General features: G+C 65.5%; 18 protein-coding genes. 6 read left to right on the forward strand and 12 right to left on the reverse strand.

Annotated features, from left to right (window positions below; all coding sequences use genetic code 11):
- Window positions 1-77 precede the first annotated feature (77 nt).
- Window positions 78-2,243, reverse strand: coding sequence for a PhoX family protein (locus H9639_RS03200; RefSeq protein ID WP_191806893.1), 2,166 nt, complete (start codon window positions 2,241-2,243; stop codon window positions 78-80).
- 258 nt (window positions 2,244-2,501) lie between these two features.
- Here H9639_RS03200 and H9639_RS03205 point away from each other — a divergent pair, with 258 nt between their 5' ends.
- The 3 genes from H9639_RS03205 to H9639_RS03215 all read left to right on the forward strand — a co-directional run bounded on the left by H9639_RS03205 (window position 2,502) and on the right by H9639_RS03215 (window position 4,623).
- Window positions 2,502-2,777 (forward strand): mycoredoxin, encoded by a 276-nt coding sequence (locus tag H9639_RS03205; protein WP_191806651.1) that lies wholly within the window; start codon window positions 2,502-2,504, stop codon window positions 2,775-2,777.
- Between the two features lie 119 nt (window positions 2,778-2,896).
- Window positions 2,897-3,982 (forward strand): S-(hydroxymethyl)mycothiol dehydrogenase, encoded by a 1,086-nt coding sequence (locus tag H9639_RS03210; RefSeq protein ID WP_191806652.1) that lies wholly within the window; start codon window positions 2,897-2,899, stop codon window positions 3,980-3,982.
- Entirely contained in the window at window positions 3,982-4,623 is a 642-nt protein-coding gene (locus H9639_RS03215) for an MBL fold metallo-hydrolase (RefSeq protein ID WP_191806653.1), read from the forward strand. Before H9639_RS03210 ends, H9639_RS03215 begins: the two co-directional genes overlap by 1 nt.
- A 102-nt stretch (window positions 4,624-4,725) precedes the next feature.
- On the opposite strand, the gene H9639_RS03220 is transcribed toward H9639_RS03215, so the two are convergent.
- From H9639_RS03220 to H9639_RS03235, 4 genes are all read right to left on the reverse strand, one after another.
- Window positions 4,726-5,817, reverse strand: coding sequence for a hypothetical protein (locus H9639_RS03220; RefSeq protein WP_191806654.1), 1,092 nt, complete (start codon window positions 5,815-5,817; stop codon window positions 4,726-4,728).
- Between the two features lie 179 nt (window positions 5,818-5,996).
- Window positions 5,997-6,878, reverse strand: a complete 882-nt coding sequence (locus tag H9639_RS03225) for a hypothetical protein (protein WP_191806655.1) — start codon at window positions 6,876-6,878, stop codon at window positions 5,997-5,999.
- On the reverse strand, window positions 6,878-7,075 hold the full coding sequence (locus tag H9639_RS03230; protein ID WP_191806656.1) for a hypothetical protein: 198 nt from the start codon (window positions 7,073-7,075) through the stop codon (window positions 6,878-6,880). The genes H9639_RS03225 and H9639_RS03230 overlap by 1 nt, the downstream gene beginning before the upstream one ends.
- A 115-nt stretch (window positions 7,076-7,190) precedes the next feature.
- On the reverse strand, window positions 7,191-8,006 hold the full coding sequence (locus H9639_RS03235; RefSeq protein ID WP_191806657.1) for a PIG-L deacetylase family protein: 816 nt from the start codon (window positions 8,004-8,006) through the stop codon (window positions 7,191-7,193).
- 75 nt (window positions 8,007-8,081) lie between these two features.
- On the opposite strand from H9639_RS03235, the gene H9639_RS03240 reads away from it, so the two are divergent.
- Window positions 8,082-9,518: a lipase maturation factor family protein gene (locus H9639_RS03240; RefSeq protein WP_191806658.1), complete on the forward strand. Its 1,437-nt coding sequence runs from the start codon at window positions 8,082-8,084 to the stop codon at window positions 9,516-9,518.
- Window positions 9,519-9,569: 51 nt separating this feature from the next.
- Here the strand turns inward: H9639_RS03240 and H9639_RS03245 are convergent, their stop codons facing one another.
- From H9639_RS03245 to H9639_RS03255, 3 genes are all read right to left on the reverse strand, one after another.
- Entirely contained in the window at window positions 9,570-10,355 is a 786-nt protein-coding gene (locus H9639_RS03245) for a pullulanase X25 domain-containing protein (protein WP_191806659.1), read from the reverse strand.
- A 93-nt stretch (window positions 10,356-10,448) separates the two neighbouring features.
- Window positions 10,449-11,228, reverse strand: a complete 780-nt coding sequence (locus tag H9639_RS03250) for a lipoate--protein ligase family protein (RefSeq protein WP_318241966.1) — start codon at window positions 11,226-11,228, stop codon at window positions 10,449-10,451.
- Window positions 11,229-11,231: 3 nt separating this feature from the next.
- Window positions 11,232-12,017, reverse strand: a complete 786-nt coding sequence (locus H9639_RS03255; protein ID WP_191806660.1) for a thioesterase family protein — start codon at window positions 12,015-12,017, stop codon at window positions 11,232-11,234.
- A gap of 216 nt (window positions 12,018-12,233) precedes the next feature.
- Here H9639_RS03255 and H9639_RS03260 point away from each other — a divergent pair, with 216 nt between their 5' ends.
- Window positions 12,234-13,202, forward strand: coding sequence for an aldo/keto reductase (locus H9639_RS03260; RefSeq protein WP_191806661.1), 969 nt, complete (start codon window positions 12,234-12,236; stop codon window positions 13,200-13,202).
- Between the two features lie 63 nt (window positions 13,203-13,265).
- On the opposite strand, the gene H9639_RS03265 is transcribed toward H9639_RS03260, so the two are convergent.
- The 4 genes from H9639_RS03265 to H9639_RS03280 all read right to left on the reverse strand — a co-directional run bounded on the left by H9639_RS03265 (window position 13,266) and on the right by H9639_RS03280 (window position 15,761).
- The gene (locus tag H9639_RS03265) at window positions 13,266-13,976 is read right to left on the reverse strand and encodes an SOS response-associated peptidase (RefSeq protein ID WP_191806662.1); all 711 of its coding nucleotides are present in this window, start codon (window positions 13,974-13,976) and stop codon (window positions 13,266-13,268) included.
- Between the two features lie 736 nt (window positions 13,977-14,712).
- Window positions 14,713-15,105 (reverse strand): VOC family protein, encoded by a 393-nt coding sequence (locus H9639_RS03270; RefSeq protein ID WP_191806663.1) that lies wholly within the window; start codon window positions 15,103-15,105, stop codon window positions 14,713-14,715.
- 111 nt (window positions 15,106-15,216) lie between these two features.
- Window positions 15,217-15,366, reverse strand: coding sequence for a hypothetical protein (locus tag H9639_RS03275; RefSeq protein ID WP_191806664.1), 150 nt, complete (start codon window positions 15,364-15,366; stop codon window positions 15,217-15,219).
- On the reverse strand, window positions 15,363-15,761 hold the full coding sequence (locus H9639_RS03280) for a nucleoside/nucleotide kinase family protein (RefSeq protein WP_191806665.1): 399 nt from the start codon (window positions 15,759-15,761) through the stop codon (window positions 15,363-15,365). The genes H9639_RS03275 and H9639_RS03280 overlap by 4 nt, the downstream gene beginning before the upstream one ends.
- Window positions 15,762-15,979: 218 nt before the next feature.
- Between H9639_RS03280 and H9639_RS03285 the strand changes: the two genes are divergently transcribed.
- Entirely contained in the window at window positions 15,980-16,351 is a 372-nt protein-coding gene (locus H9639_RS03285; RefSeq protein ID WP_225219203.1) for a LexA family protein, read from the forward strand.
- Window positions 16,352-16,369: the final 18 nt, after the last annotated feature.

Raw genomic sequence — 16,369 nt, forward strand, 5'->3', positions numbered from 1 at the left:
TGGCTGTCCCGATCCCCGGCCCGTCCTGCCGTCCTGCCGTCCTGCCTAGCCGTCCAGCTGGCTATCCATCCAGCTGGCTAATTTCCGGGTTTCTCGGGCTTTCCGTTCCCGTTGTTCCCGCTGTTTCCGTTCCCGTTCCCGGGCTTAGTCTCCTGACGGAATACCTGGACGACGGAGGGCCGGGGTGCCCGAACGGTCCCCGCAGCCGGCACCGCGCCGTCGGGCACGTAGTCGGGGAAATAGGAGGTGTGCGCACCGTAGCTGCCGTCCTCCCCAGGGTGCTGCACGGCGACGAACACCATGGATTCCTCGTCATGGATCACCGGTCCGCACGTTTCGCCGTCACGCGGCACGGAGAGGAACTGCTCCACCTTGCCGCGCTCCCGCCCCTCGAGCGCCACCTTGAACAGGCCGTCGTTGTAGCCAATGCCCGACGGCGCACCATCGGTGGAGATCCAGAGGTTGCCGGCAGTGTCGAAGGCCAAGTTGTCCGGGCAGGAAATGGGGCTCACCTTTTCCTGCGGGTAGCCGGAGAAGTACGTGGGATCTCCCTGCGCCGGATCACCGCAGAGCATCAGCAGGTTCCAGCTGAAGGTCGTGGCCGTGGCATCAGAACGGTCCTCCGTGATCTCCACGATGTGCCCGTCACGGTTTTCCCTCCGCGGGTTGACTTCATCTACCGGTGCGTTGGTGCCGGTGCCGCGGTTGGAGTTGTTGGTGCAGGCCACGTACACGCGTCCGGTGGCGGGATTCGGTTCGACGTCCTCACAGCGGTCCATCTTGGTGGCCCCGGCCTTGTCAGCTGCCAGCCGCGTGTAAACCAGCACCTCTTCCACACTCATGCCCGCGACGGCCGACGTGCCGTGCTCTACCAGCGGGAGCCAGGTGCCTCGGCCGTCGAAACCGCCGTCGGCCGGAACGCTCCCGGAGCCGTCGATCTCGGCTGCCGGCGAACTCCCGGTGAACCGGGCAACGTACAGGTCGCCCTCGGTCAGCAGGGTCATATTGTGCCGCTTGTTGTTCTTCCGGTACTTGTTCTTCGAGACGAACTTATACAGATAATCGAACCGCTCGTCGTCGCCGGAATATGCCACCGCCTTGCCGTTCCGGGCAATGATGACGTTGGCACCCTCATGCTTGAACCGGCCCAGACTGGTGTGCTTGCGCGGGACTGATTCCGGATCCTCGGGATCCAGTTCCACGATGTACCCGAAACGGTTTGGCTCGTTCCGGGTCTGCCCCGTTCGGGCGTCAAACCGCGGGTCCTCCCGCTCCCACCCCATGGCCGTGGGATCGCTGCCAAGGCCGTAGCGGCGGTCTTCAGGACTGGTCCCGCCGGCCCGGAAGAAGCCGTTGAAGTTCTCCTCCCCGGAGAGAACTGTCCCCCACGGCGTGCTCCCGCCGGCGCAGTTACCCAGGGTTCCCAGCACGTACCGGCCCTGCGGATCCGCGGCGGTCTTCAGCAGGTCCGAGCCGGAGGCAGGCCCGGTGAGCTCGAAGACCGTGTCCAGGGTGATTCGCCGGTTCAGGCGGGCGCCGCGGACATAGGACCAGGGCGTCCCGCGTGAACTGCGTTCCAGTTCCACCACGGAGAGGCCGACGGCGTTGCGGAAAATGCCGCGCCGCTGCGCTTCCTCGGCCGCCGTAGCCGGAGCTGCCGGAAACATGATCTGCGGATTGACGTACTCGTGGTTGCAGACCAGCAGTCCTTTTTTGCCGTTGGGCTGGCGGAGGATCTCCAGGTAGTCATTGTTGTACCCGAATTGGCGGGCCTGGGCCGCTGCGCTCTGCGCGTCGAAGTCGAACTCGGGCGAGTCGGCAAAGAGCGGGTCGCCCCAGCGCAGCAGCGGTTCCCAGCCGTAGCCTCCGGGGACATCCAGACTGTCGACGGCGGCATCCACCGGTGCTATCGGCGTAAACGCCAGCCGGCCTGGCTTGGAACTGCCGCGGCCGGGGTCAGCTGCCGCTGCGGGGAGCTCACCACCAAGGGTCAGCACTGCAGCACCCAGGATTCCGGCCGCGCCGGCACCCAGCGCCGAACGCCGGGAGAGTTCAGCCGAAACGATGTCCCGGAAGTAGCTGTTGGAGGAGGTGTTGCAGACCGCCTTGCTGCAGGCATTGTCACATTTCAAGGCGCAGGTGACCGCACTGCGCTTTCCGCGGGTGTGCCCGAGCATGGGCAGGAACCTCTTCTTGGCAGGGGGCGGGCCCGAAACAAACGCGGCGCGGGAATCAGGGTTCATCTGCTCAGTCATGTCTGGTCTTCCTCCGGTGGGGTGCTTGCGCGGCCCACGCTGGCAGCCCCAGGCGGCCTGAAGGCGGACGCTGGTTTAACGGGAGGTGAATTTCGGGCCTGGTCCGCAGTTCCAGGGCTTTCCATTCCATGGAATGAGAGCCTCCGGGAATGGAAAGCCCGGCGCGGATGTTCCCATGGCAGCAGAACCAAGCAGTAACCAGCAGCAAGCACGATCCAGCTCAAACGATCCAGCAAGGAGTTCCCAATGCCCGCAACTGCCGAAGCGTTTACCCCCGAGGCCGGGACCATCACCATGTTCTCGGCCACCTGGTGCGGCTACTGCCGGCGCCTGAAGTCGCAGCTCGACTCCCAGGGCATCGGCTACACGGAGGTCAATATCGAGGACGTTGAAGGCACCGCGGAGCTCGTGGAATCCCTGAACGGCGGCAACCAGACCGTGCCCACCGTGATCTTCCCGGACGGCTCGTCGGCAACGAACCCTTCCGCGGCTGAGGTCAAGTCCCGCCTGGGCCTCTCATAGGGCAGGGCCCGCCGCCGGAAGTCCTCGAAGTGACTCCCGGCGGCGGCCTCCCTAGGATGGAGGATGCCCCGTCAACTTCGGGGTGACCTGCGCAATTTCCCGAGAGGCAGCCCATCCCCATGGTTCATAAGGTCCAAGCGGTAGTAGTCAAGGAAAAGAACGCTCCGGTGAGCATGGAGACCATTCTGGTCCCGGACCCCGGGCCCGGTGAGGCTCTGGTTGATATCCTCACCTGCGGCGTCTGCCACACCGATCTGCACTACAAGCAGGGTGGAATCAGTGACGACTACCCCTTCCTCCTGGGACACGAAGCCACCGGCGTGGTGTCCGCCGTCGGCCCCGATGTCACCGAAGTGGCCCCGGGCGACCGCGTGATCCTGAACTGGCGCGCCGTCTGCGGTGAGTGCCGCGCCTGCCGCAAGGGCCAGCCGCAGTACTGCTTCAACACCCACAACGCCACCCAGAAAATGACTCTGGAAGACGGCACCGAGCTCTCTCCTGCCCTGGGCATCGGAGCGTTCGCCGAGAAGACGCTTGTAGCTGCCGGCCAGTGCACCAAGGTGGACGACGACGTCGATCCCGCCGCAGTGGGCCTGCTCGGCTGCGGCGTGATGGCCGGCATCGGCGCCGCCATCAATACCGGTGAGGTTAAGCGCGGGGAATCCGTGGCAGTGATCGGCTGCGGCGGTGTCGGCATCGCTGCAATCGCCGGTGCCAAGCTCGCCGGCGCCACCACCATCATCGCCGTGGACATTGATTCCGCGAAGGTCGACCTGGCCCTGGCCAACGGAGCCACGCACGGCATCAACTCCCGCGACGAGGACCCGGTGGAGGCCATCCGCGCACTCACCGGCGGCAACGGTGCCGACGTCGTCATTGAAGCGGTGGGACGCCCGGAAACTTACAAGCAGGCCTTCTACGCCCGCGACCTCGCCGGCCGCGTGGTCCTGGTGGGTGTGCCGACCCCGGACATGCAGATTGAACTGCCGCTGGCGGACGTGTTCGGCCGCGGCGGATCCCTGAAGTCCTCCTGGTACGGCGACTGCCTGCCCTCCCGCGACTTCCCGATGCTGGTGGAGCAGTACAAGCTGGGCCGGCTGGACCTGGATGCCTTCGTCTCCGAGCGGATCGGCCTGGGCGACATCGAAGAAGCCTTCACCAAGATGCATGACGGCAAGGTCCTGCGCTCGGTGGTTGAACTCTAATGGCCGCCCGCATCGACAAGGTTGTCACCTCCGGCACCTTCAGCCTGGACGGCGGCACCTGGGACGTGGACAACAACGTCTGGATCATCGGCGATGACCTGCAGGTAATCATCATCGACCCGGCCCACGACGTGGACGCGATTGCCGAAGCCGTTGGTGACCGGGAAGTCATGGGAATCCTGCTCACGCACGGCCACGATGACCACATCCGTGCCGTGGCCGAGGCCCAGGACCGGTTCAGCGCACCGGTGCTCCTCCACGAGGCGGACCGGATGCTCTGGGACGCGGTGTTCCCGGATGAGGCTCCGGATGACGTCATCGAGGACGGCGATACGTTCGAGATCGCCGGAGTGACGCTCGAGGCGCTGCACACTCCGGGCCACTCCCCTGGCTCAGTCTGCTTCCTGCTGGATGACGAAGAAGGCAGCACCCCGGTGCTGTTCTCCGGCGACACGCTGTTCAGCGGCGGCCCCGGAGCCACCGGCCGCTCGTACAGCGACTTCGGGACCATCATCGAGTCCATCCGTGAACGGCTGCTCAGCCTGCCTGCGGAGACCGTTGTGAACACCGGCCATGGGGATTCGACGACGATCGGTGCCGAGGCTCCGCATCTGGACGAATGGATCGCCCGGGGGCACTAAGCCCTGAACGGTTTTATTGAAGGCGCTGTTTCCGGCTTCGGAAGCAGCGCCTTCAGGCTTGCTGCCTGGTTACTAACTTCCGGTACACGCTTCCGGTAATTATTACCGGGCCTGCACCTGCCAGCACACGCCGTCGAGCCCGGCCCCGAAAGGGTCATCGGCCGCGGACCCGGGCCAAGGTTCGGTGTGCGGTGCGCTGGCTCTCTGCCAGTTGGTGGGTTCGCCGGCGGGTACCAGCACGTCATTCAGCCACCAGGTTTCCCCCGGTGCCCAGCCTGCCAGCATGGTTTTCGCGTCTCCGGCCGCCAAGACCACTCCCGCGGTGCTGAGGTAGCCGGTCACGGTCAGATGGACGGCATCATAGTGGTCAGCCACCGCACTGAAGTCCGGCATCACCCAGGTCCCGTCACCGGAATGTGGCGCTGCCAGACTCCAGGTGCTTCCACGCGACCGTGTGACATCCAACGGGTAGCGTGCTGCAAGTTCCTGCCAGTCACCCGGACCGTGGATCTCATAGATGCGGGTACCAGGGGCCGCACGCACGGGATACGAGCGCGCCAGCGTCCAGTCCAGGGCGTCTTCCACCAGTTGCAGGCCTGCCGGGCCGTTGCCGGGGACGGCCGGTGTGCTGCTGACGACGCCGGACAGAGTGGGTGAGGACCACCAGCGTCCAGTCCACCCGGTGGAGAACGGTGTGTTCGCTTCCTGCGTGGTGATCCCTGCCCGCCACCGGGCCAGGGCCGGTCCAGCCCCCTGCAGTGCGGGAGGAGACGTTCCCGGCACCGTACTGGTCTGGATCCACTGCACGCAGTGGGTCACCGGAGCGGCAGGTTCGCTCCACCAGGCAGCGGCCGGCGAGCGCACGACGGCGGCGGCCAGGGGAAGCAGCGCCCTGCAGGGTTCGGCTTCCGTCAGCAGCTGCGCTGTTTCATCCGGCGGCTGCCAGTACGCTGCCTGCCTGACGATCCGCACCAGGCTGCGGTGCAGGTCTGCACTGCTGAACTGGGGCCGCTCCGGGATACCCGCCAGGGTCCGCAGTACCTGCTCACTTTCACGGGACAGTCCCGGAGCCGGCAGCAGCGTGCTTCCGTAGGATTCGCCGGGACGCCGTGGTGCTGCGAGTTTCGCGAGTTCAAGGCAAAGCCCGCGTCCGCGGGGACCAGCGAGCAGAGCCGTGGTGGATGTGAAATCCATCGATCAAACGTACCAGCCGTCTCTGTGTGTCCGGACGCGTAGCCCCTGGACGGTTGAAACGGCCAAGACAAGATAACCCTCACGTCCCGCTGGACCGGGTCGCTGACCACCGTCAGGGCAAGATAACCTTCACGTCCCGCCGGGCCGGGTCGCTGATCACCGTCAGGACAGAACAGCACTCATGCCCCGCCGGGCCGGGTCGCTGACCACAGCACGGCGCGGTCTCTGATGCTGGTCAGGCAGCGGCGCATGGTGGCCCAGTCCACCGCGTCGAGCGGCAGGGCTGCCAGCCCGCCGGGACGCAGCCGGTACCGGAACCGGCCGCGTACCAGCAGTCTCGTCTGCCCGCTGCGGACCGGCTGCAGCAGCCATAGCCAGGTGGACCGGCCGTCGCCGTCGGTCCAGAGCATCCATTCATTGGGCTGGACTTCCTTGATCCGCAGGCGGTGGCCGGTACCGGGTTGCAGCAGGTCCGCAATGTCATCTCCGATTCCGTCCCCGGTGTCTGCAGCCGGCAGAAGTGTGAAGAACCGGCGCGGGGCCGGGACCCCCTGGGACCTGGAGTCCGGAACGGTGAAGTCCGGAGCATCTGCGGAGCCGGCAGAGTCAGAGCCCGGGGAGTCGGCGCCGGGAGAGTCGGAGCGCGGGGAGTCGGCGCCGGGAGAGTCGGAGCGCGGGGAGTCAGCGCCGGGAGACTCAGCGCCCGGAGCACTGGATCCCGCAGCCTTGGAATCTGGAGCACTGGAATCCGGAGCGCTGAGCCGGTCGAGGAGGTACCAGCCGGTACGTCCGTGGCTCAGCAGGTTCACGAAGGACCAGATCTCCGGCGCGGAAGCCGAGATCAGGATGCTGCGCGTATGCTGGCTCACCGGGCCCGAAAGCACTGCGTCGCCGGGCATTCTGTGCCCCGATGGTGGCATGGAGCGCTGCTGCCGGCGGTGCTGGATGAGCCGGAGGTAGATTCCCGCGGCGGATCCGGCCGCAGCCGCCGCACCCAGCGCCCGCCGATAGGGTCTGCCTGCGGTCCCGAAGGCATCCCGCCAGCGCGCCACAAAAGGCACTAGTCCTGTTCCCGCATGCTCAGGCCCGGCAGTCTCAGTTTCAGGACAGCCAGGTTCAGGACAGCCAGGCCCGGCACTCTCGGTTTCAGCACTCTCAGTTTCAGAACAGCCAGTTCCAGAACAGCCAGCGCGCGGCTGCCGGCAGAAATCCTGCCCTCCAGACCGACTCCGCTGAACGTCCCGCCGTCGTCGAACATGGTGGCACTCCTTTGCCTTGCCGTGCCCCTCGATGATAAACCCGGGAGTCCGCCCCGGCACCGGTTAGCCCGATGTACCGTGACGGCCTTCATCCAGCCGGAGCCTCTCCGGGAGCTATCCCGGCTCCGGCAGACCCTCAAAAACGTCGCCAAGCACGGCTGCCTCGGCTGGTCTGGGCGGCCAGGCAATGACCAGGGCTTCCGCCCCGACAGCGCGGGCCCACCGGGCGTCTTCCTCGGCGTCCGGCGGAACACCCGGGGAGACAACATGGCGCTGGGTCCGGTGCTCCATAAGTCCGGCAACCACCCGGTGGGCCACGGTGCTGACATCCACCTCAATGCCTATCTGCTCATCCGGCACCGGATGCAGGTCATACATCCGGCCGGCGTCCCAGGGGTCCAGACCGTGGAGAATCCGCCCGCGGTTCCAGCGCTCCCAGGTGGAGCGGCGGAGGGCACCGTGGACCAGCCGCAGCAGGCCTGGACCGCCGTCGTCCCGCAGGTCCGAAAACGCCACGTCGGTGGCTGCCCCTACCGCAATATGGTCCGGATGGCCGGTAATGCCGTCGGGCCCAAAGGTGGCGACGACGTCGGGCCGCTCCTCCGCGAGGATCACGCCGATGCGGTCCGTGAGTTCCGTCTGCGGCACACCGGCGAGCGCGCCGTCGTCATAGTCCAGCCACTCGTGCCGGTCCGGAGGACGGCCGTGCGCCGTCCAGGCGGCGTCCATTTCCCGGCGCCGAATCCGGCCAAGCGGTTCATGCAGCGGCGGGTAGGCGGGATCGACCTGCCCGGCACCGCCGTCCGTTGCATGGACCAGGATGAACCGGAACCCGGGATCGTATTCGTGGAGTGCTACTGTGCCGGCCAGCCCGTAGGCATCGTCATCGGGGTGCGCGACCACCAGGGCCAGAACGCGCGGGGCGGACATTTCGCCACCTCCGAAGCTGGAGAGTTTTTGCCACCAGTCCCAGCTTAGGAGCATCGGGGCTAGTGTGGTGGCGCCATGGAATATTTCAATGCCGAGGGATATGAGCTGGCGCGGCAGGTCCTGCAGCGCGGCACGGCGGCCGTGTTCCTGCTCGCGTTTGTGGCTGCGGCAGCCCAGTTCCCGGCACTGCTGGGTGAGCGCGGCCTGCTGCCGGCACCCCGGTACCTGGAACGGACCGCAGGCCGGCGGATTCCCACACTTTTCCGCCTGCACTACTCGGACCGTTTTCTCCGTGCGGTGGCGTGGTCCGGCGCCGCGGCCGCTGCTTTGCTGGTGGCCGGGCTGCCGCAGCAGGGCCCGCCCTGGGTGCCTCTGCTGATGTTTGGCCTGATCTGGTTCCTGTACCTGTCGATAGTGAATGTGGGCCAGGTGTTCTACGGGTTCGGCTGGGAGTCCCTGCTGCTTGAAGCCGGCTTCCTGGCCGCCTTCCTGGGCTCTAACGAGGTTGCGCCTCCGGTCACGGTGCTGTTCCTGTTCCGCTGGCTGGTGTTCCGGCTGGAGTTCGGTGCCGGATTGATCAAGCTGCGCGGCGACCGGGTGTGGCGGGACCTGACCGCGCTGTACTACCACCATGAGACCCAGCCGATGCCCAATCCGGCCAGCTGGTTCTTTCATCATCTCCCCAAGCCGCTGCACAAGGTTGAGGTGCTGGGCAACCACTTCGCCCAGCTGGTGGTTCCGGTATTTCTTTTCTTCCCGCAGCCGGTGGCTTCCATCGCAGCCGCCCTGGTAATCCTCACGCAGCTGTGGCTGGTGCTTTCGGGCAACTTTGCCTGGCTCAACGTCCTGACCATTCTGGTGGCCTTCAGCGCCGTGAACGATGCCGCCGTGCAGGCAGTTCTGCCCTGGGCGTCCTTCAGTTCACCGGAACCGGGCAGCACACCGGTGTGGTTTGCGGTGGTGGTGCTGATGATGACGGCGGCCATGCTCTACTGGGCGTGGGAGCCGCTGCGGAACCTGTTCAGCCGGGACCAGCTGATGAATGCGTCCTTCAACCGCTGGCATCTCTCCAACGCCTATGGTGCCTTTGGCAGTATCACCCGGCGGCGGAACGAAATAGTCATTGAGGGGACCCTGGACGAGCCGGGGCCGGACGCGCGCTGGCTGGAGTATGGCTTCCATGGCAAGCCGGGTGACCCGGGACGGCTGCCGCGCCAGTTCGCTCCCTACCACCTGCGGCTGGACTGGCTGATGTGGTTCCTGGCCCTGGGTGCCTCCGGCGGGAACTGGTTTCCGGTTCTGCTCGGAAAACTGCTCGCTGCGGATCCGCAGACGCTGAAGCTTCTGCGCGTGGACCCGTTTGACGGTGCGCGGCCGCGCTGGATCCGCGCCCGTGTCTTCCGGTACCGGTTCTCCACACCGGAAGAACTGCGCCGCTGGCACGTCTGGTGGGTCCGTGAACCTTCCGGCGTCCTGGTGGATCCCCTCCAGCTCAGGCCCCGGGACGTTTGAGCCGCCGTAACTGTCTGAGCCCCCGTAACTAAGGAACCGGTCCCGGCGGCCCTAGGATCCGTCCGGTTTGGTTACCACCGTGTGCGTGGCGTGGTCGTAAAGGAACGTCACCGGACCCCCGGCATGATGGAAACCGTAGTTCGCGCCGTCGAAGTGGGCGCCGTACCCGTAGTTCTCATCCCAGGAACCGTTCAGGGCAGCCTTGTACTCGTAGTCACCGGAGGGAAGATCGACCGTGAGTTTCCACAGTTCATCGCTGCGGTCAAAGCCCAGCTGGACCGCAGGGTCCGCGGGCGCCCAGTCCTCGCCGCCAAGCAGGGCACCGAAATTACCGGTCACAGCAACCGCATTCGGCTGGGGAAAGGACGGCCCGTCATAGTGGTCCTCAGGATGGGATCCGTGCGGCTGCCCGGCAGGCACAGCGGAGGCGTCACGCAGCGCCTCCTCCAGCACTTCCTCGCTGTGGGTTTCCGCCTGCGTCACCACGGTCTGGGACTCCTTGGTCCCCCTCAGGGCAGCCTGCAGCTGTTCCACCTCCGGGAAATCGGCCAGGGCGGCGCGTCCCGTTCCGGTGATGCTCCAGCCGGCGCGGCCTTCCTTCAGGATCCAGCCGGCCTTCACAAGCTTGGTGCTGGCGGTGACCAGGGCGCGTTCACCGCGGGCAACTCCGCTGGCCAAGAATTCGGCTTCGGTTCCTTCCAGGGGCACCCGTTCCAAAACCTGCTTCAGCACATCGGCCCGGCCGGTCCTTGCGGGATTGGATGGATCCTGGCTGGCCAGGATTTCCAGGATGGCTTTCAGCCGGACGGCAGTGTTTTCAACGCTCTTCTTAGGCAAGGCGGGGTCCTCCAGATCGGTTGCGGCTGGTTTGTTCTGTCTGCTGGGCGGGCTCTGCGTCCAGGACCGCTTCGATGCGGTTCGCGCCTGATGCTAATGGGCACAGGCTGTGGTGGGAAGTCCGGGGGCCGGCCCGGCAGAGAATGCGGGCAGGCGGGACGCATCCCCTTGACGGAGCCGGGCATACCTGCGATAGCCGGCCAGGAGGGCGGCTTCGGCGTCATCCATCGTGAGCCCCGGGACCAGGTCCTCGGCGGCGCCTGCGGTAGCGGGGTCCCAGTCAAGGCCCAGGGCCGCGTAGACGGATGTCAGCACGCGGCGCAGCGGAGCGGCATTGCGGACCACCACCACCGAGGAAAACAGCCAGGCTCCGGACACCACACGCTGCGCGGTTCCCACCAGCTTGATGCGGTTATCTCCCGTTCCGCCATGCACGGTGTACTCCCCCGGGCAATACTCTCCCGGGATTTCCCCCACGCCGGCCGGCACCCCGGCGTCCTGCAGTGCTGTGGCCAGCAGCTCGGCAAAGCAGGAAAAGCGGGCCAGGGAACGGGCGACGGCGTTGGGCTCGGGTTCAATGTGATCCACGATCAGGCAGCCCTCGTGGTAGGCAGCCGCCCGTCCGCCAGCTTTGCGGATCAGCGGTTCGAAGCCCTGGTCGCGGCAGGCAGCGGCGGCGGCGGCGAATCCCGGCAGCCGGGCATCGCGCTGGCCGAAGGCAACCGTGGGCCGGGGACGGTAGATCCGCAGCGCAGGGCCGAGCTCCCCATTCCGGGCCGAGGCCAGCATTGCCAGGGCGGCCTCGAGGTCCGCAGCCGCTCCGATCGATTGCTCCTGGCGGTAAACGTCCAGGACTTTGGCGCGTTCTTCCACCGGTTAGCCCCTGCCCAGGGGGCGGACCGTGAGGATTTGTTCGCTGCGTCCGAAAGGACCGGTCTGGTCGTGCAGAACCGAGGAGGTCAGACCGATGCCGTCCGTGCCGAAGGTGACACGGGTATCCAGTCCCAGCCAGCGGCCCTCGGGTTTGCGGTACAGATGCATCTGCAGGTCCACGTTGGGGAACATCCAGCTGTCCCCGCCCGGCGGGACCCGTGCTGCTATGCCGTTGGCTGCGTCCACCAGGCCCAGCAGGCTGACGAGGTCCGGGGTGGGTTCACCGTCCACCATCTCAAAGGGTGAGCGCACCCAGACCTGGCCGCGGCCGGGGCGCAGTCCGGGCACAGCACGGAATTCCAGGGAATTGATGAAGTTACCCGGCCAGGCGGTCATCCCGTCGAAGCTGGCGGTTTCCTCCGGTCCGGGCATCGTTTCATCCTCCACCGCGGCTACCTCAGCGGAGTTCCCTAGGGCGAGCCGCCAGGCCGTCGCCCGGATGGCGGTGCGCCCGCCGGATATGAACTCGGCTTCCAGCAGCTCGATCGTGCGGCCGGGCCGGATGACCTTGGTCCGTACATCGAACGTGCCCTGCGGAATGATGCCCAGAATTTCGAAGCTGACCCGTGCCAGCCGCATGTCCGGCCGGGGATCGGTCTTTTCCAGGCAATGAACCAGAAGGCCGGCGGCCGGAGCCATGTGCTGTTCGTGCGCGTTCCAGGCCCCCTGCGTGTGCGGCGTTGACTCGAACGTTCCCTCACCCAGCGGGCGGTAATACGATTCCGGCACAAATCCTCCTGGCAGGTGCTCCAAAGATGCGCTTTTAGGCTACAGGAGCCGGTGCGGGCCGGAGCACTTCCCCGCCGCGGTGCCGCCGGCTTTGCGGCCGGCCCTTCCAGCCCGTCCGGCCCAGCGGCAGAATGAGTGACCGGACAGCCGGTCAGGCAGTGTCCCGTTGCAAACCGGCTGGGCCTGGACAAACCAACTAGACGAAACCGAGGACGCATGAAGTACACACATTTGGGCCGGTCCGGCCTGCAGGTTTCCCGGCTGTGCCTGGGCACCATGAACTTCGGGCCGAAAACCTCCGAACAGGACGCCCACACGATCATGGACGCGGCCCGGGAAGCCGGAATCAATTTCTTCGACACCGCGAACGTCTACGGCTGGGAAAACAAGGGCCTGACGGAGGAAATTGTGGGCCGCTGGTTCGCCAAGGGCGGTGGCCGGCGCGGCAGCACCGTTATTGCCACGAAGCTGTATGGCTCGATGGGTCCGGGCCCGAATGACACCTTCCTGTCAGCGCTGAACATCCGTCAGGCCCTCGACGCCAGTCTCAAACGCCTTCAAACCGACCACATCGATCTGTACCAGTTCCATCATGTGGACCGGAACACGCCCTGGGACGAGATCTGGCAGGCCATGGAAACCGCCGTCGCCCAGGGCAAGGTCATCTACAACGGCAGCAGCAACTTCGCCGGCTGGCATCTTGCCGAGGCGCAGGAAAGCGCCCGCCGGCGCCGCTTCAACGGGCTGATCAGTGAGCAGTCCATCTACAACCTGCTCCAGCGGACCGTGGAACTGGAAGTCATTCCGGCCGCACAGAAGTACGGGCTGGGGCTGATCCCCTGGTCTCCGCTGCAGGGCGGACTGCTCGGCGGCATCCTAAAAGCCCAGAATGACGGCGGCAGGCGGGCCGAGGGGCGGGTCCAGGATCTGCTGTCCAAGCACAGGGACCAGATCCAGGCGTATGAGGACCTGGCTGCGGAGCTGCAGATCGAACCTGGGATCCTGGCTCTCGCGTGGCTGCTGCACCAGCCTGCGGTGAGCGCTCCGATCATCGGGCCGCGGATCTCCGGTCAGCTGGACGACGCGCTCGCAGCCCTGGATGTGGAGCTCGACGACGACACCCTGGCGAAGCTGGACACCATTTTCCCCGGGCATCGGCCGGCTCCTGAGGATTATGCCTGGTAGACCGGGGCGGAGCCCGGCTGGTTAATTGGCTCTCGGGATGTGGCTGGCTGGCGCTGGGGTTCTCTATGCCTCCGGTCCAGCGGGTTCAATCAGCTGTGGACCATTGTTGCGGACCGAGTTGACCTCGGTGGAGACCACCCTGGGGGTGAGCACCGGATCGGGTATGGCTTCCAGCACGCGGGCAATGGCTTCCGCGTCCGTCAGCGCAGGATCCAGCCATTCGGCGTACATGTCCGGCGGCACCACCAGCGGGGTCCGGTCATGGATGTGTCCGAGTTCATCCGCCGCCTTTGTGGTGATGATCGTGACAGAAAGCAGCCACTTGTGCTCATGGTCCTCGGGCAGGTTGGGATCCGGCCAGAACTCATACAGTCCGGCGAATGCCAGCGGTTCCGGAACGGGAGGATGCAGGTAGGTCGGAACCTTGCCCTCCTCCGTCTTCTCCCACTCGTAGTACCCGTCGGCGGGTACCAGCGCCCGCCGCTTTACTGCAGCCTTGCGGAACGCTGGTTTTTCCAGAATGGTCTCCCGCCGCGCGTTAATCAGCCGGGCCCCTATCTTCGGGTCCTTGGCCCACACCGGAACGAGTCCCCATTTTGCTGTCGCCAGGCGGCGTACGGTTCCGTCCGGCCCGCGGCGCTCGGTGATAATGCGCACGTCATCGGTGGGTGCCACGTTCCAGGAGGGATCCACGTCCTCCCCCACGACTTGGTCTGCTGCAAAGGCTGACACCAGGTCTGATGTCGCCCTGGCCATCACGTATCGTCCGCACATGGCCAACATTGTGCCCCAAAACCCGATCCGGGCACAGCAGCAAACCCACCCGCCGCCGTCGAACCCTATTCGAACGTATGTTCTACTAGGTGTATGGATCAGAAGGCTGCTGGGCGGCTGGCTGCCCGTTATGCCAGGCGCGCCGAACCCATCGGGCTGACTCCCGAGGAACTTGATTTTGACCACATTCCGGTGACAACCTCCCTGCCTGCAATCCCCATCTGGGCGTGGATTCGGTTTCCGGGCTGTGCTGAGCTGGTGAAAGGTGAAACCTGCACCTGGTCTGCGAAAGCAGTTCAGGTGCTGTGGGTGGACGCAGGTATCCGCCGCTCAACCTGGGTCTGGGCATCTGCTGTTTCCCGGCGTTCTGCTGATGGCGGGCGGAGCGCCCTGGGAGACCGGACTTCTGCGCGGAAGAGTAAAAATTAAGGGGATAGATATCTCCGGTTCCCAGAAAGGTTCAGCGCTCGTGTCCGCACCGTGCACCTGCATCCAATCGGCCGATCCTCTGTCCGGCCGGATCGGCGTTACGGTCTATGATCCCTTCTGCTGCCAGCGCATGCACCGCGTCAGCGGCTCCACTCTCCGCGAATCCAGCTACGACCTGGAAATATGACCCGTGGATAAATCACGGCGTACTAAGACCCCGGTGACCCCGAGCGGTTAGCGCTCCGCCGGGGGAGCCTCAGCGGGCCGGCGATGAGAGTGCGTCAGTCACGCGCCACGCGTCAGGGGTTCATGAGGGGTTCATGGCGGTGATCTGCAGGAGGTTGCCGCAGGTATCAGAGAAGACAGCCGTGGTTACCGGACCCATCTGGGCGGGCGGCTGGGTAAATTCCACGCCCAGTCCCGTCAGCCGGTCATATTCGGCTTGGACGTCCTCCACGGCGAAAGAGTTGAAGGGAATGCCGTCACGGACCAGCGCTTCCTTGAACGGTGCCACGGCCGGGTGTCCGCTCGGCTCCAGCAGCAGTTCGACGCCGCCCTGCTCCCCCGGATTGCCGACCGTCAGCCAGCGGGCAGCTCCGGCGGGTTCGTCTGTGCGTTTTTCGAAGCCAAGTATCCGGGTGTAAAAGTCCAGTGCCTTGGCCTGGTCATCCACGAAGATGCTGGTGAGGGTGATTCTCATGACTGTTCCCTTCCCTTGTCCGGGTCTGCGCGGATGACCGGATGCTGCTGCCTTTAGCCGCCGTCAGGACTCTACATGTGACGGCCGTCAGGACTGTACAGGTAACGACCGTCAGGACTGTACGTGGTTGCGCCGATTGCGGTGCTCCAGAAGCAGCCTGGCTCCGTTGAGGATCAGCGTTTCCACGGGCACACCCTGCTCCGTGGCCAATTCTTCCAGTTCCCGCCCAAGTTTCGGCGGAATGTACACCTCGACATTCATGGGTTAAACGGTACCTGCTGCCCGCCCGGCGGCTGGACGATCCACCCAGACCGGAGGATGGACGGCGCCGCGTCGTCATTGTTGTCGACTGCCGCCGTTGCGCGGAAGAACGGCGCACACTTTGCCAGATACAGCAGCTGCCCCTGCAGGTACCTTTGGTTTGCCGCGGCCTCCGGTAGCGGATCGCTCCCATCCCGCTCCGCCATCCGCTGAAAGGAGGTGGTGAAGGACACCTGGAGGAACACGGACGCATCCCAAATCTGCACCAGCTCCGGACGGTGTAGAAAGATGCCGTCAATCAGGATGACCGATGGCACGGAAATGGCCAGCTCGGGACCGCCGAGGAGGGCATCCGTGCCTGCCGAGCTCCTCCGGCCACGGAAGTCCTCCTGCAAGCTGCCGGAAAATGTTCCCTGAGGTTGCTGCCGGTTCCATAGCCGGTTCCATAGCCGGTTCCATAGCCGGTTCCATAGCCGGCACCCTAGCCGTTCCCTTCCAGCCACGGCCAGCGTCCAGTGCTAACCTTGGAGGAATCGAAAGTATGTTCTAAGGAGGTCTGCGGATGCCTGTGTTTTCGGGCAATACTCCCGGGACATCGTCCCGGTCCCAGGCCATGTCCGACGGCGACGCCGCCTCCGGTTTCCCCAGCCCGTCGCGCGATTATTTCGACGGCCGGATCGACCTCAACCGGCACCTGATTCGAGATATCACCTCGACGTACGTAGTCCGGGTCGCCGGAGAATCCATGACCGGCACCGGGATCAGCGACGGCGACGAGCTGATCGTTGACCGTTCGCTCACTCCGCGGGACGGATCCGTCGTCGTCGCCGTCCTCAACGGTGAACTGATTGTCCGCCGGCTTCGGCTGACCGGCCGGGGCATTGTTCTGGCCGCGGAGAATCCTGATTATGAGGACATTTCCGTCTCCGATCCGGCGGAATTGTCTGTCTGGGGCGTCGTCACCCGGTGTCTGCACCATGTCTGAAAACCGCCTCCATGCGTA

Source organism: Arthrobacter gallicola, from assembly GCF_014836775.1.
Lineage (GTDB): Bacteria > Actinomycetota > Actinomycetes > Actinomycetales > Micrococcaceae > Arthrobacter_B > Arthrobacter_B gallicola.

Coding starts and splice junctions, on each gene's coding strand:
- H9639_RS03240 (WP_191806658.1), top strand. CDS start 8,082: ATGGAATATTTCAATGCCGAGGGATATGAGCTGGCGCGGCAGGTCCTG.
- H9639_RS03285 (WP_225219203.1), top strand. CDS start 15,980: ATGTCCGACGGCGACGCCGCCTCCGGTTTCCCCAGCCCGTCGCGCGAT.
- H9639_RS03200 (WP_191806893.1), bottom strand. CDS start 2,243: ATGAACCCTGATTCCCGCGCCGCGTTTGTTTCGGGCCCGCCCCCTGCC.
- H9639_RS03265 (WP_191806662.1), bottom strand. CDS start 13,976: ATGTGCGGACGATACGTGATGGCCAGGGCGACATCAGACCTGGTGTCA.
- H9639_RS03220 (WP_191806654.1), bottom strand. CDS start 5,817: ATGGATTTCACATCCACCACGGCTCTGCTCGCTGGTCCCCGCGGACGC.
- H9639_RS03275 (WP_191806664.1), bottom strand. CDS start 15,366: ATGAATGTCGAGGTGTACATTCCGCCGAAACTTGGGCGGGAACTGGAA.
- H9639_RS03230 (WP_191806656.1), bottom strand. CDS start 7,075: ATGTTCGACGACGGCGGGACGTTCAGCGGAGTCGGTCTGGAGGGCAGG.
- H9639_RS03210 (WP_191806652.1), top strand. CDS start 2,897: ATGGTTCATAAGGTCCAAGCGGTAGTAGTCAAGGAAAAGAACGCTCCG.
- H9639_RS03260 (WP_191806661.1), top strand. CDS start 12,234: ATGAAGTACACACATTTGGGCCGGTCCGGCCTGCAGGTTTCCCGGCTG.
- H9639_RS03270 (WP_191806663.1), bottom strand. CDS start 15,105: ATGAGAATCACCCTCACCAGCATCTTCGTGGATGACCAGGCCAAGGCA.
- H9639_RS03205 (WP_191806651.1), top strand. CDS start 2,502: ATGCCCGCAACTGCCGAAGCGTTTACCCCCGAGGCCGGGACCATCACC.
- H9639_RS03215 (WP_191806653.1), top strand. CDS start 3,982: ATGGCCGCCCGCATCGACAAGGTTGTCACCTCCGGCACCTTCAGCCTG.
- H9639_RS03235 (WP_191806657.1), bottom strand. CDS start 8,006: ATGTCCGCCCCGCGCGTTCTGGCCCTGGTGGTCGCGCACCCCGATGAC.